The organism is Thalassobacillus devorans (genome assembly GCF_011761345.1).
Lineage (GTDB): Bacteria > Bacillota > Bacilli > Bacillales > Halobacillaceae > Thalassobacillus > Thalassobacillus devorans.
Map to the genome: position 1 here is coordinate 1 of NZ_JAASRY010000002.1, position 14,145 is coordinate 14,145.

Below are 14,145 nucleotides of genomic sequence, written 5' to 3' on the forward strand. Positions count from 1 at the left end.
AAGGGAATCGTTTCCCAGCCCCACTTTTCCGATATCAACAATAAACGAAAAAAGCTGCCCCAATTAGTCTGTTACAGACTTATGGGACAGCCCCTGTTTCATTTAATACTTTAAGAAAGTTTAACTTTGTTAAATGATTAAAGTATAAGAAAATACTAAGGCTTTCGCCATAAAACTTGGCGACAAGCCAAGTTTTTCTAAGATATATTTTTCTTGTCGAGCAGTTCAATAGCTTGTTTCAATGAAGAGCAAGTCGTTACACGGTTTTTACTGGACTGGAATATTCCAAGCTTGGTTGCTTGCATGCTAAGGTCCGGCCGCATACCGGTAAGGAGTGGAGTGATTCCAAGCAAAGTCAAGGAATCAAGCAGGCGGTACAAATGACTCATGAACGAATTGTTGACGTCATAAACTCCGGACAAATCGATAATCAGCCATTCGATATTCCAGTTGCTTACTTCTTTTAAGGTCTCATCCATCAAGACGTCGGCCCGCTTTTGATCAATCTCCCCGATGATCGGCAGGATGGCGACTGTATCCTTTATAGGGACAATTGGTGTAGAAAGTTTTAAGTATTTCTCTTCATAATTCTTAAGGATGCGTTCTTCTTCTTTGGCGAAGCTCAAGCTGAAACCATGAACGATATGATTGAAAATATCATCCGTACGTGTTACTACTTCGATGATATGTTTGAAATCATAATTCGTTTCATGAGATTGCTCCTCGATAAATGTCCATAACACTTCTTTATATATTCCGATTCTTTCTAAGGCCTGGCTCAAAGAGCCCCCTCGGGTTACAGAATTCTTTCCGATTTCTTCCCCCCATTGAGTCGCGATTTCGTTTGATTTTTCCACGTGCAGCATGGTTTTGGCGATGGTTTCGAATAGTTGATGTACAATTCTTTTACTATTCTTGAGCTCTTCTTCTGACAAACGCGCAAGCTCTTCTGGGTATCTATGTTGAGACATAGTGAATATTCTTTCAGTCAACTCATCAACATTCTCGGATATTTTCTTTTGGAAGAATACCACATGTTCTTTTTGCACCATAAAGCAATTCAGTCCCTTTTAGCAATAAATTACTATTATTATATATTGTCACCGTAATTAAGTAAATTTAAATCATCATGACAATTGTAAATGTGCTGGTTATTTCAATGGGTTTTTATCCGTTTATACCCAATTATTGATTGAGAATACATGTTTGATAGCTAAATAGATAGGTTAAAGGGATAATAACGTTTTTTTACCTTAATAAAGATAAGTCTTGTTTAGCGTTTTCCTAATAAAATTTATCTGCAAAGGTTGCGTGGCATTATGAAAAAACTTGCGATGATGGCAGTGTTGCTGATCCTTTCTGGGTGCAATCTGCGTGTGCTTGATCCGAAAAGCCAAACAGCTTCTGATCAGGCCTTTTTAATTTATTTGAGTTTTGGCATTATGATGTTCGTTGTACTAGTAGTGACGATCCTTTTCATTGGTTTTATATGGAAATACAGAGAGACTGAAAAAAACCGATACGATATACCGAAGCATGAAGAAGGGAATCGGACGCTCGAGATCATTTGGACCGTGCTGCCAATCATCTTGCTGATCGGCTTGGCTATCCCTACGGTGATGATTACTTATGATGTTTCTGATATAGGTGCCACGTCGGATGATACACTTCATGTCAATGTAGTGGCAGAACAGTACCAATGGACGTTTGGGTATGAAAATGGTAAAGAAACACACAAGAATTTAGTCCTTCCAGTCGATCAGGAGGTCGTTTTACATTTAACTTCTAAAGATGTCATTCATTCTTTTTGGGTTCCTAAGTTAGGCGGGAAAATAGATGTTTTGCCTGGGGAAGAAAATCAAATGAAGATCACTCCAAACGAAGAGGGAACATACCAGGGGAAATGCGCGGAATATTGCGGAACCCTTCATACAGACATGCGATTTGAAACGGAAGTGGTTGACCAGGAAGAATTTCAACAGTGGCTTGAAGAATAATCGGGGGAGAAAAGGGTGAAAATATGCAGTTCTACTTATTTGGAGAGTTGATAGTATTACCTACTGACGTAATAGCCGCCTGGGTTTCCGTCATTATTGGAGCCCCACTTGCCTTATATTGGTTTACTAAGAAACGCTATTGGCCCGTTGTGTGGGATTTTGCCACCAGCACGAACCACCGTAAAATTGGGATGCTGTATATCATCTTTGCATTGCTTTTCTTTTTTCGTGCCGGAATAGATGCCTTGTTTATCCGGTTGCAGCTGGTTACAGCCGAGAATGAATTCTGGGTTTTCCAAGGTGATAAATATAATGAAGTATTCACCACGCATGGTACGATGATGATATTTTTTGTAGCCATGCCTTTACTGATTGGACTCATGAACGTCGCTGTTCCCCTTCAAATTGGAGCGAATGACCTGGCATTTCCGTTTTTGAATGCCATCGGTTTCTACTTATTTTTAACTGGCGGGATGATATTCTTCGCGGCTTTCTTTTTCAATGCTGCACCTAATGCCGGGTGGACTGCATACGCGCCATTATCAACCTATGAATTTACGAGTGGGCCAAATAATAATTATTATATCTTTGGGTTGCAAGTGTCGGGGCTGGGTACAATATTTGCAGCTATCAATATGATTGTGACGATTCTCAGGCTGCGGGCTCCGGGGCTTAAATTGACACGGATGCCATTATTCCCATGGGCGAGTTTGATTACATCGTTCTTAATTCTGGTTGCCTTTCCGGTACTGGCAATTGCGTTACTGTTATTACAGTTCGACCGTTTTTACGGGGCGACTTTTTTCCTTGGAGAAATGGGACACCCTGTTTATTGGCAGCACCTTTTCTGGATTTTCGGTCATCCTGAAGTATATATCCTGGCACTGCCGGCGTTCGGTATTTTTTCTGATATCATATCTAGTTTTTCCCGGAAAAATGTGTTTGGATACACATCCATGGTTATCGCCCTTGCACTGATTGGACTGCTAGGCTTCATGGTATGGGCCCATCATATGTTCACGGTCGGCCTGGGGCCATTTGCCAACACATTCTTTGCGATTACGACGATGATGATTGCCGTTCCTACCGGCATAAAAGTCTTCAACTGGCTGTTTACGATGAGACGGGGTGTCATACGACTGCAAACTCCGATGCTGTTTGCCTTAGGCTTCATCCCTACGTTCGTCATGGGAGGGGTGACTGGTGTTATGCTGGCATCTGCCGCAGCGGATATGCAATATCACGATACTTACTTTGTCGTTGCTCACTTCCACTACGTCATTATTGGCTCCACTGTGCTTGGGGCGTTCGCCGGGCTGTATTACTGGTATCCGAAAATGACCGGTAAAGTACTCGATGATAAGTTAGGAAAATGGCATTTCTGGTTGTTCCTGATCGGTTTCCACCTGACTTTCTTCCCGCAGCATTTAGCTGGTTTAAACGGCATGCCCCGTCGTGTCTATGACTATACATGGGAAGATGGCGTTTTTGTCTATAACTTCATCAGTACGATCGGAGCGTTTTTAATGGGAGCAAGCATGCTGTTTGTGCTTTGGAACATTTACAAAACGCACCGGACGAAAGAGGAAAATGTAGGTCCGGACCCATGGGATGGCCGGACGCTGGAATGGTCAGTTCCATCACCTGTACCTGAACACCCATTCGAAAAAATGCCGGTTATCGACCGCCGCGATGCGCTATGGTGGGCGAAACAGGAAGAAAGATCGCTTCCTATTGAAGATCATCCGCGCACTTCACCGATAGCCGTCCGTACAGTACAGCCACTTGTCCTGTCAGCAGCATTAACGATTCTGAGTTTCGGTTTTATCTATGGATGGGTATGGATGCAAATCTTAGGCGGCGCTGCTTCATTAGGATTCTTCCTATTACGTGCATTTAATGATGAACGGACAGAGGCTTATAGGAAGGAGGAACAGGACGATGAATAGTAAAACGATGTCTAAGGACTTGTTTGGTGATAAACGGATGGGGTTCTTTATCTACCTTTTTGTAGAAGCCGTCATGTTTGCGACGTTGTTTGCAACATACTTGATTTATACCCCAGCTCCGCAAGGACCACATCCAAGTGAAGTCTTCGAAGTGAAAACGGTAGTCCTGGCTTCTATCTTCCTTTTGTCGAGCAGTGGTACATTAATGATTGCGGAAAAAGGGATGGATCGGCGGAATATAAAGATGATTCTTACCGGTTTATTGATCACATTCACTTTCGGTGCTATCTTTATGTATTTTGAAGTGCATGAATTCCACACGTTTGTTACAGAAGGGCACACCATTTCGACCAATAACTTTTTATCTTCTTTCTATGTGCTGGTCGGTCTCCATGCCTCCCATGTTCTGTTCGGACTTTTCTGGATGATCGTCCTGTTAATCCAACGGAAGCTTTTGCCTTATAATCTCTTCAAAGAAAAGCATAAGATCTTCAATTACTACTGGCATTTTGTCGATATCATCTGGGTAGGCATTCTCATCATCGTCTATATTCCTTATTTAATATAAAGCTCCCTTTAATTGAAGGCCCAGTTTCGAGATATGTTGTTTCCGTTACGGTAGTAACGGTTTGGAGGGCCGGGAAACCACTCGCTTTCCATGGGCGTACGGTGAGCTTCCTCGGGCTAAAGAGCCCTGCGGGATCTCACCATGTACTATTCTCCCATTGGAGTCTCGCAATTTCCCGGCCCTCCTGGAGTTTATGAGAGAAACGGAAAAATCGGTATATCTTTAATCAAAGAGTGAGCGACGAGTTACGCATGAAATGTGAGCTGAAAAACCGCGTCTTTCTTCAATTATCCATTAAAAGTAGAAGACATCTTCAAATATGGCAGGGGTTCGTTTCTCTCATCTTTCAAATGGGGTGGTTGGAAACTGCGAGACTCCCGTGGGAGAAGGATCTAGGCGAGATCCCACAGGGCGATAGCCCGAGGAAGCTCGCCAGTTCCCCCACAGGAAAGCGAGTAGTTTCCCAGCCACCCCTGACTCTTTTATGGTAAAGAACCCTTGATATCTCGAAATCAAGTCTTCGACTTTTCGGGCTTATTGTTGAATAAGACTATTATGAAAATTAATTAAAAAGACCCGAATCTATGGGTCTTTATTTATCGTAAGAAGCTGAATCGAGCTTAATGAAAAGTCGGTAGATGAAGTAAAGGAGCCAAAAGGATCCAAAAGTCAGGAGACCGAGATTAATATAATACCAGAATCCACTCCCTAGCCACTCGAGAGGGGTCTCGACAGCCGGTGTCCGGGATAAATATAAGTAATTTGAACCGAGTGCCTGATTGACGAAGCCTATCGTTATAGCGTATAAAACAAGCAGCCCAAACACCTTCCATGTTGTTTTCCAAGTGATGGTGACCGGGTGGACAAGGATGAGTAGAATTCCTGCCCAGGATATCGCCATGTGATGAAAGAAAAACTTCCAAAATCGGTAATGAAGGTAGTCATGAGGGAGATCAGGTGTTACAAGGGCCATGAGAGTTGGAATAACAGCAATGAAATAGGTGGCTTTTATCAGGTTATGATGCTGGGTAACTAGTGCAGCTGCAGCCACCAGAGAAGCAACCCCGCATAAGTGAAGCGGAAGGTATTCCTTCATACTCCATAAGTCGTGGACAGCAGCCCATGTCTGATAAGAGAATTCAGAAACAATTAAAAGGACGAATAGCAGCCACCGAACAATCTGGTAGCTCGTCTGCTGTTTTCGTAGCTGTTTATGAGCGAATACTAGCAGCGCTAAACCAGCTGAATAAAGCATCAGCATGGCAATATGACTAACGCCGAACATAGAAAAGGGCTGATCCATGTAACTGCTGAACCATTGATTCATAGCTAATCATCCTATTATCATAAATGCTGTTATGCTATTATTCTAACATAGGCTAAAAGGAGGGGCGACAAGTGATCAAGATGATCAACTGCTTCCGCTGTGAATTTTTCTTTACTACCTGGAACACTGATTTTCCTAGAGGATGCAAGGCTTATGGATTTAAAACAAGAGAAATGCCAGCTGAATTTGTTAAGAAAACGACTGGAACGATGTGTTTACAATTCAGGGAGAAACAGATTTCCGATCAGCCGGCATCCCAGAGCTCTTCTTTGGATTTTAGGATATAATCCCCCTGTAAATAATATGAAATTTCAGAATATAGGTCGTCGGAATGATATTTTTATGATATGCTGAGGCATATTTAACAAAGATTAGAAAATTGAGTGAGGGAGTTGAATACTATTGGCTAGGGAAAAATGGGCCTCCAAGCTCGGGTTTATGCTCGCGGCAATGGGGTCAGCTGTCGGACTTGGCAATATATGGCGATTTTCCTATGTTGCCGGTGAAAATGGCGGGGGTGCCTTCTTGCTTGTGTACTTATTTTTTGTATTCGTAATTGGTATCCCGTTACTATTGACAGAGGTAAGTATTGGGAGAAAAGCGCAAAGTGACGTAGTTGGCTCATTTGCAAAATTATCACCTGGGACACCTTGGTTCTTTTCAGGATTCTTTGGGGTGGCCGCGTCCTTCTTGATTTTAAGTTTTTATAGTGTGGTAGCAGGCTGGTCTGTCTATTATTTATGGAAGTATGTAACCGGCGATTTCTTTACTACTCCTGAGGGCGGATATGAAGCAGCGTTTGGCGGCTTTATTTCTCACACATGGCAGCCGTTGTTTTGGCATGCATTATTCATGGTGATGACCATCGGGATTGTCCTGGTTGGGATAAAAAAAGGAATTGAAGCAGCGAATAAAATCTTCATGCCAACCTTGGCCATTCTGTTGATTGGATTAGCAGCTTACAGCCTGACCCTGGAGGGTGCAATGGAAGGTGTGCGCTTTCTGTTCCAGCCGAACTGGTCTGCATTAATGAATCCGGCGGTCTATTTAGCCGCTTTGGGACAGGCTTTCTTCTCATTAAGTCTTGGTATGGGAGCTATGCTTACGTATGGAAGTTATTTGTCAAAGGAGAATAAACTGCCTAGTGCCACAATTGGTATCGGTGTCATGGACAGCTTCTTTGCCGTCATTTCAGGTATTGTCATATTTCCGGCAGTTTTCGCGTTTGGTATCAACCCAAGTTCAGGCCCACCACTCGTATTTATAACACTGCCTGGTATCTTTGATCAGATGCCGTTCGGTGGAATTGTCGGACTGGTTTTCTTCTTTGCATTAGCGTTGGCATCTTTGTCATCAGCTATTTCTATTCTGGAAGTACCCGTGGCTTATTTCATACGCATTTTTCATTGGAGCCGTAAAAAGGCGAGTGTCCTGACTGGAGCTATCATGTTCCTTCTTGGACTGGTTGTCTCGCTTGGATACGGTGTATGGGCCGGAGTATCTCCAATCGGTGACCGGGATATCCAGGAATCGATGGACTTTATCGCTTCCAATATCCTGCTACCACTTGGCGGGTTAGCGATGGCTTTGTTTGTTGGCTGGTATTTCAAGAAAGCCACAGCTTTAGAAGCAACGGATTTGACCGGGAATGCATTCGGTCCCATCTGGTATGGAATCGTGAAATATATCGCTCCTGTTTTGATCATTTTGATCTTCTTGAATGCTATCGGTCTTCTGGGAATGTAAGCGGATGGCTATCATTTTTGAATTGGACCATACCAAGGAAGAGGTTGCTATAGAGATCGAAGCGTTGCAGCAGCTTTCTTATCACCAGGAGGCGAGGTATGTCCATAACCGCAAACTGCCTCCGTTGATAGAAACGTATAAAGATATCATCAGGGCAGAAGAAACATTTTTAGGTATTTATAAAGAAAGGAAATTGGTGGGTCTTGTCGCCTATACATTTGAGGCTGGAGACTTTTGGATTACAAGGCTCGCCGTACATCCTCGGTGGATGCGGCAGGGCCTGGGAAAAGAACTTCTATCCCGTGTACTGTTCTTGAATCCCACTAATAAATGCTGGGTTACAACTGGTGCTAAGAACGAACCGGCGATGCGATTCTACCAGAAGAACGGTTTTCAACAAATACAAGAAATAAAGACAGAGGAAGGAATTACACTGGCCCTTCTCTGCTATGAACAATACAATAAGGATTTGAGTTGAAGGGGTGGAGACATATTTCCACCCTTTCATTTGTCTTTCCTAAAGAAACCTCTCATCTCTTCCTGGCAAGTAAGGATACCCTTTAGATTGATTCGGTTTTATCTTCTTTCTAGTACGAAAATGCAGGAACATGTTAAACTACATAATGGGAGATTGTCATTAGAAATATGTGGCTAGTCGCCTATGGCGAAGACCTGGTATTTCTTTTATTTAACCCAGTAAAAATATTGGAGTATAACAAAAGGAGTCATAGCGATGGCTATTTCAAACGAAACTGTATTAAAGAAAATGATGAACGAGATACAGGAAGCGATGGTGAACCACGGAGAAACAGCATCGGTTCGTGAACACGTGCGTGCTGTCCGCTTATTGTGTGATCTAATGCTGGATGACCGGCACCAGCCTGCTCCACAGGCCGAGGACAGATCATTGAAATATCCCGATCCGACGGATGTATCGGAACCGACCGCGGATGAAGTACGGGCGATGATGGGCGATGTGGCTGGGTCCAGCTATCAAAAAAAAGAAAAGAAAAAGCAGAAAGACGAGCATGATGAAGCAAATGGTGATTCTATATTCGATTTTTAAGGGGAGAGTAACGTGAAATTATTTTTCTTATTGGCTGTAATCAATGGGTTTCTAGCTGTAGCGCTTGGCGCATTCGGTGCCCATGGACTGGAAGGCAAAATAACTGAAAAAGCATTGAAGACCTGGGAAAAAGCAGTAACCTATCAAATGTTTCATACCGGAGCGCTTTTGGCTGTTGGTATATTGATGCTGAAAACCCAGTCTGGGCTGCTTACAGGAGCTGGATGGCTGTTTTTTATAGGGATCGTATTATTTTCAGGCAGCTTGTATATATATGCGCCGACCGGAATCAAGGCTTTGGCTATGATCACCCCGTTCGGCGGCTTGACCTTTTTAGTAGGATGGGTGCTACTGGGACTAGCTGTAACACGGATGCTGTGAATTTAGAAAAATAATAAGGTAGAAAAGATGGCAATCAGGAATCCGCGAAGGATCTGAGAAATGAAATTGAACGTATTTCTCTTTTGCATTTCTACTAATGCCTCGAACATAAAGCTTAGAGAAAGAGCGTAAAACATCGCTAAAACGGTCCAGGAAAAGGCCTGTTGAGCGAGCGCTACGATAGCGAGAACGAGCGCGATCACCATTGCTAGTACTTGGAAGCGCTGCATTTTTTCATAGGGGTGTTTCACTAGTATGTCACCACCTTGGATAAGGTAAAGCCACGCACGAGAAATCGGCGTGGCTTTTTTCAACGAGTAGGAAGAATATAAACGAACAATGATTACTTAAGGTTTATTTTTGAGAGTAACTCGCCAGTTATCTTCCGTTATTATTGAAGGGATAGCTATACTCAATCTCTTCATCGAAGGTAATGTAATCCAGGTAAACCATTAATAACAAGTACCGTTTTCCTGATTGCGGGTCGCTTAAAATAATATGGTCTCTTCCGGCAGCTTCAATGATACCCTTGAAAATCTTAGCGTTCCATCGCTCATTATTCTCAAAAGTCATATACACAGTAGCTTCTTTTCCGCGGTTCAACCGAAGAATATTTTCAATGTACGATTCTTCTGTCTGGAGCGTACTTCCTGGTGTCCCAGGTGGGGCCATGCCTCCTTGATTACCATTACCGCCCATCATTCCAGGCATCATTCCTTGTTGACCTGCCCACATCATCCCGGGCATCATCCCCTGTTGACCTGCCCCTGTCATATCCATCATTCCCATGCCCTGCTGCCCACCGTCAGTTCTAGCGGCTTTATAGTATCCTGTCTGACTTTGTGCGGGGGAGGAAGGGTAATAATAAAGGTATGGGTTTGCTGCATAATAAGGGTGGTTTTGTTGCGTGTTAGAAAAAGTTTTGTTCTCCTTATTATTTTGTGACAATACAATCACTCCTTTTTGTGATTAATAAACATTTGGGCGCTCGCTTTGTAAAGGGGAATAGAAGCCGTGCGATTGTAACCGCCCCGAGTTCCTTTGTCCGAACCATTGTGCAGGACAGCTTCCTTCAGGCATAAAAAACAAAGTGATCTAGTGCCAGGGTGGTATCTTTTGCCTCTGGTTGTTCTCTGGCTAATATAACTTCACGCCTTTCTGCGTAGAAGGAATCACCGCCATCTTTTCACCCCGCCTCGATTCCACAAGATGAGCTTCTCTGTAAATATATATGTACGGGTTAATCGTTTATGAAAATAAAAAAAGCACGCAGCCGAAAAGGCTGCATGCTGTAGAAACATTATATTCAGACGGAAAGGAATTTAGGGAGTGCTTCTTTTTCAAGCAGATGCCCGACATAGAAAGAGCCAAATTCACCGAAACGGGCACTCACTTCATCAAAGCGCATCTCATAGACTAACTTTTTGAATTGAAGGACATCATGTGCGAATAGGGTGACGCCCCACTCCCAATCATCAAAGCCTACGGAACCGGTAATGATCTGACGTACTTTACCAGCGTATTGGCGTCCGATCATCCCGTGCGAGTACATCATTTTTCCACGGTCTTCTTTTTCAAGCATGTACCAGTTGTCATTACCCTGGCGGCGCTTGTCCATTGGATAGAAGCAAGCGTATTTCCACTTAGGAAGGATTGGTTTCAGACGGGCCTGAATTTCAGGGTCTGTCTCCGGGTCTTTGCCTTGCGCCATATAGTTGGAAAGTTCCACGACAGACACGTAGGAATAAGTAGGAATAGTGAATTCTGCCAATTTGGTCTTATTGAATTCCAATTCAATTTCATTCAATTCCTCCATGGTTGGTCTGAGAATCATCATCATGAAGTCTGCTTTCTGCCCGACGATGGAATAGAGAGCATGGCTTCCTGCTTTGTTGCTTTCTGTTTTTTCCCATTTGCTGATTAGTTGATTGAACTCGTGAATGGCGCTCTCACGCTCATCGCTGGAAACCATCTTCCAGGCAGTCCAGTCGATGGAACGGAAATCGTGAAGGCAATACCATCCATCAAGGGTAATCGCTGGTTCTGGCATAGATCATACGCTCCTTTATTAATAAACTATTGTTAGTAGTATTCTCCTTCATTAATATAACATAATCAAAACTCCCCTTCATGCAGGAAGCAATTATCTAGTATGAATTCATGGTTTTGACACATTTTATAGAGGAAACTGGTTTCAGCTACATAATACTTTCATTCAAACACAAATTGTCTTATCATATATAACAGGATAAGATATTGGAGGGACAAATATGAGTGATCTTTTTGAGACGTTAACAGATAAAGTTCATGGAAAAGGTAAGCGAATTGTACTGCCAGAAGCATTAGATGAAAGAATCCTGACAGCAGCCAGCCGATTGGGGACAAAGGGATTAGTGATTCCTGTACTAGTTGGGAATGAAGATGAAGTGAAACAGAAGGCGGGCGAACTTGGCCTTGATATTTCTACCGCAGAGATTCTCGATCCAGAGAGCTATGAAGGTATGGAAGAAATGGTACAGAGCTTTGTGGAACGTCGAAAAGGGAAAGCGACAGAAGCAGATGCTAAAGAAATCCTGAAGGATGGCAACTATTTCGGGACCATGCTTGTCTATATGGGGAAAGCGGATGGCCTTGTCAGTGGGGCGGTTCATTCAACTGCCGATACGGTACGTCCGGCACTGCAAATCATTAAAACAAAACCCGGTATCAAGAAGACATCCGGCGTCTTCATCATGGTCCGTGAAGAGGAAAAGTATGTATTTGCGGATTGCGCCATCAATATGACTCCAGACAGCGAGGACCTTGCAGAAATTGCACTTGCAAGTTCCGAAACAGCGAAACTATTCGATGTTGATCCAAAAGTCGCGATGCTGAGTTTTTCCACGAAAGGATCAGCCAAGTCTCCGGAAACGGAAAAAGTAGTAGAAGCAGTGAAGGTGGCAAAAGAAAAGAATCCAGATCTGATGATCGATGGCGAGTTCCAGTTCGATGCTGCTTTTGTTCCATCAGTAGCGGAGAAAAAGGCACCAGATTCTCCATTAAAAGGGGAAGCGAACACGTTTATCTTCCCAAGTCTGGAAGCAGGAAACATCGGCTATAAAATTGCCCAGCGTCTCGGTGGATTTGATGCCGTAGGACCGGTGCTCCAAGGGCTGAATCAGCCGGTAAACGACCTGTCCCGAGGCTGCAACGCAGATGACGTCTATAAACTAGCCCTAATCACAGCAGCACAATCACTATAACAAACAAAACGAGCCTCCTCTGGGGGGCTCGTTTTTAATAACTTTATTTAGGCGAATTCTATAAAAGAAGTGTTATATTAATTAAGTTAGCTATTAAAATGCTATGTCTCTTTGTAATCGGTTTACTATCATCAAAATGATTAGAATAACCATTTTAGCAACCTTTTGCAGCATTAGTGCAGTCTATTTTTGAGCATGGTTTCGTAGCTCTATTTGTGGTAATGGGGTCTGGGAAATGGCGAGACTCCTCGAAAATGTATTCACATTTTCTTCGTGCGTGGGATTAGTCAGGATGAAAAATCAATGTCCTGCGGGAAAGGATAGTCTGGCAAGACCCCACAGAGCTTTAGCTCGAGGAGGCTTGCCGTCTTCCCCGCGGAAAGCGAGTTATTTCCCAGACGACATTTACTCAATGTAAATGTAAAGAAACCAATCTTGAAGTACAGGGCTTAAAGAATAAATATAAAAACTAAGGCAATCGTAATGATAAAAGTTATGATATAAATCACCGATAGGGTTCGAAGGTTAGAAGCTTTTTCATATTCATGCGACCTGGCTAATTCATTCTCCGGCGTGTCACCTTCCCGCTCATACCTATCAATCGTCTTATTGACATCTTTTCCCACATAAATCGTAGCGACCAATGCGATAACACTTAAAATAATAGCTATGATTACGAAAATCGTGAACATAACCCCACCCCCTGAATATTTATTTCTATTTTAACATGACCAAGCAGCTTAAGGTGGATACACAAGAAAGTATTTGTTTCGTTACAGAAATCGAAAGTGTGTGGCTAGGCGGCTATTATAGAGATTCCAACGCTTTCTTATTCCGTTCGATCATTTGCTCGAAACGTTTATGGAACCATTCAATTTCCGCGCCATCGAGCTGCTGCATAGAAATATCTCCACTCCATTCATGCAGTGTCATTAGCATCATGTCTCGAACCTTGGAAACAGTTAAGTCCGTATCCAGCAGTTCATTTAATGAAGCCATGACCTCCGGATCGATATCAGGGTAGTGGAAGCGTGTCATTTCATCTCGTTTTCCAATTTTATAGAAGTCACGCATAATACGGCCACGCGCCGAACCATTACCGGTAATATCTAAATAAACCTGTACAGCCGAACCATTTTTGACGCGGCGCTGAGAAATGCCGGCAAACTTTTTTCCATCGATGCTTAAATCATAGGTGCCAGGGCAGTAGGATTGGGTGATTTCATACGCTTCAATCCGGTCTGTATAATCTTTAAATAAATACCGGACAAAAGCCACCATTGCATCATATCCCTCATGAATATTAACAGTTTTTGAATCTGGAAAGATCAGCGACAGGTTCAAAACGCCTTCATCAAGCACCACTCCGAGACCTCCAGAATTCCTGACAATCACCTGGTAGCCTTGTGTTTTTAAGTATTCGACGCTTTCCGCAATATAAGGAAGCCTTGCATCAGGTATGCCAAGTACTACTGTGTTATGGTGCACCCATAGACGGGCCGTAGTGGGAGAAGTACCTTGCCCAACGGACATGCATAACGCATCATCCATGGCGAAGGACTGCAGCGCCGAGAATTCAGGCCCGAGTGTACTTTGGTCGATGAAGCGGTACTGTTCTGTTTTCAATAAAGGATGGATTTCAGACATTGCGATATGCTCCTTCCGTTCACATTCAACCTTTCCTAGTATAACAGAACAACTGGCTTGCATGTATCCTGGATTCTCGGTAAAATATTGTATTGGTTCAAAGGGAAAGAAGAACATTATGGGTAATGACTTCCGTCAGGAGTCTATACCCTGACAAAAATAATACGCACCTTGTCTGTCAAGGTGTTTTTTTAAATGCAGAAAACAGCTATAATAGAAAAA

At 43.1% G+C, this 14,145-nt stretch carries 16 protein-coding genes; 9 read left to right on the plus strand and 7 right to left on the minus strand.

Annotated features, from left to right (window positions below):
- Positions 1-197: 197 nt before the first annotated feature.
- The gene (locus FHS45_RS07375; protein WP_166761382.1) at positions 198-971 is read right to left on the minus strand and encodes an STAS domain-containing protein; all 774 of its coding nucleotides are present in this window, start codon (positions 969-971) and stop codon (positions 198-200) included.
- A 348-nt stretch (positions 972-1,319) separates the two neighbouring features.
- On the opposite strand from FHS45_RS07375, the gene coxB reads away from it, so the two are divergent.
- From coxB to FHS45_RS07390, 3 genes are read left to right on the plus strand one after another with little or no spacing between them, the layout of a single operon-like run.
- Entirely contained in the window at positions 1,320-1,997 is a 678-nt protein-coding gene (gene coxB, locus FHS45_RS07380; RefSeq protein ID WP_062442601.1) for a cytochrome c oxidase subunit II, read from the plus strand.
- Between the two features lie 23 nt (positions 1,998-2,020).
- Entirely contained in the window at positions 2,021-3,946 is a 1,926-nt protein-coding gene (locus tag FHS45_RS07385; RefSeq protein WP_062442599.1) for a cytochrome c oxidase subunit I, read from the plus strand.
- Positions 3,939-4,514 (plus strand): cytochrome c oxidase subunit 3, encoded by a 576-nt coding sequence (locus FHS45_RS07390; protein WP_062442597.1) that lies wholly within the window; start codon positions 3,939-3,941, stop codon positions 4,512-4,514. Before FHS45_RS07385 ends, FHS45_RS07390 begins: the two co-directional genes overlap by 8 nt.
- A 592-nt stretch (positions 4,515-5,106) precedes the next feature.
- Here the strand turns inward: FHS45_RS07390 and FHS45_RS07395 are convergent.
- Positions 5,107-5,841 (minus strand): YwaF family protein, encoded by a 735-nt coding sequence (locus FHS45_RS07395; RefSeq protein ID WP_062442587.1) that lies wholly within the window; start codon positions 5,839-5,841, stop codon positions 5,107-5,109.
- Positions 5,842-5,921: 80 nt separating this feature from the next.
- Here FHS45_RS07395 and FHS45_RS07400 point away from each other — a divergent pair, with 80 nt between their 5' ends.
- From FHS45_RS07400 to FHS45_RS07420, 5 genes are all read left to right on the plus strand, one after another.
- Positions 5,922-6,128 carry a hypothetical protein gene (locus FHS45_RS07400; RefSeq protein ID WP_062447579.1) on the plus strand — a complete coding sequence of 69 codons (207 nt, stop codon included), beginning with the start codon at positions 5,922-5,924 and terminating at the stop codon, positions 6,126-6,128.
- A 115-nt stretch (positions 6,129-6,243) separates the two neighbouring features.
- A complete protein-coding gene (locus tag FHS45_RS07405; RefSeq protein ID WP_062442585.1) occupies positions 6,244-7,587 on the plus strand; it encodes a sodium-dependent transporter in 1,344 nt (447 codons plus the stop codon).
- A gap of 4 nt (positions 7,588-7,591) precedes the next feature.
- Complete coding sequence (locus tag FHS45_RS07410; RefSeq protein ID WP_062442583.1) at positions 7,592-8,065, plus strand: GNAT family N-acetyltransferase; 474 nt, start codon at positions 7,592-7,594, stop codon at positions 8,063-8,065.
- Positions 8,066-8,320: 255 nt separating this feature from the next.
- Complete coding sequence (locus FHS45_RS07415) at positions 8,321-8,653, plus strand: YwdI family protein (RefSeq protein WP_062442581.1); 333 nt, start codon at positions 8,321-8,323, stop codon at positions 8,651-8,653.
- Positions 8,654-8,665: 12 nt separating this feature from the next.
- Positions 8,666-9,034 (plus strand): DUF423 domain-containing protein, encoded by a 369-nt coding sequence (locus tag FHS45_RS07420; protein WP_062442578.1) that lies wholly within the window; start codon positions 8,666-8,668, stop codon positions 9,032-9,034.
- A gap of 2 nt (positions 9,035-9,036) precedes the next feature.
- Here FHS45_RS07420 and FHS45_RS07425 read toward each other — a convergent pair whose 3' ends face one another.
- From FHS45_RS07425 to hemQ, 3 genes are all read right to left on the minus strand, one after another.
- Complete coding sequence (locus tag FHS45_RS07425) at positions 9,037-9,285, minus strand: hypothetical protein (protein ID WP_062442575.1); 249 nt, start codon at positions 9,283-9,285, stop codon at positions 9,037-9,039.
- Between the two features lie 127 nt (positions 9,286-9,412).
- The gene (gene gerQ, locus FHS45_RS07430; RefSeq protein WP_062442572.1) at positions 9,413-9,982 is read right to left on the minus strand and encodes a spore coat protein GerQ; all 570 of its coding nucleotides are present in this window, start codon (positions 9,980-9,982) and stop codon (positions 9,413-9,415) included.
- A 358-nt stretch (positions 9,983-10,340) separates the two neighbouring features.
- A complete protein-coding gene (gene hemQ, locus FHS45_RS07435; protein WP_062442569.1) occupies positions 10,341-11,084 on the minus strand; it encodes a hydrogen peroxide-dependent heme synthase in 744 nt (247 codons plus the stop codon).
- Between the two features lie 220 nt (positions 11,085-11,304).
- On the opposite strand from hemQ, the gene pta reads away from it, so the two are divergent.
- Entirely contained in the window at positions 11,305-12,276 is a 972-nt protein-coding gene (pta, locus tag FHS45_RS07440) for a phosphate acetyltransferase (protein ID WP_062442566.1), read from the plus strand.
- 449 nt (positions 12,277-12,725) lie between these two features.
- Here the strand turns inward: pta and FHS45_RS07445 are convergent, their stop codons facing one another.
- Complete coding sequence (locus tag FHS45_RS07445; protein ID WP_062442564.1) at positions 12,726-12,968, minus strand: hypothetical protein; 243 nt, start codon at positions 12,966-12,968, stop codon at positions 12,726-12,728.
- A 115-nt stretch (positions 12,969-13,083) separates the two neighbouring features.
- Entirely contained in the window at positions 13,084-13,923 is an 840-nt protein-coding gene (gene lipL / locus FHS45_RS07450) for an octanoyl-[GcvH]:protein N-octanoyltransferase (RefSeq protein ID WP_062442561.1), read from the minus strand.
- Positions 13,924-14,145 lie beyond the last annotated feature (222 nt).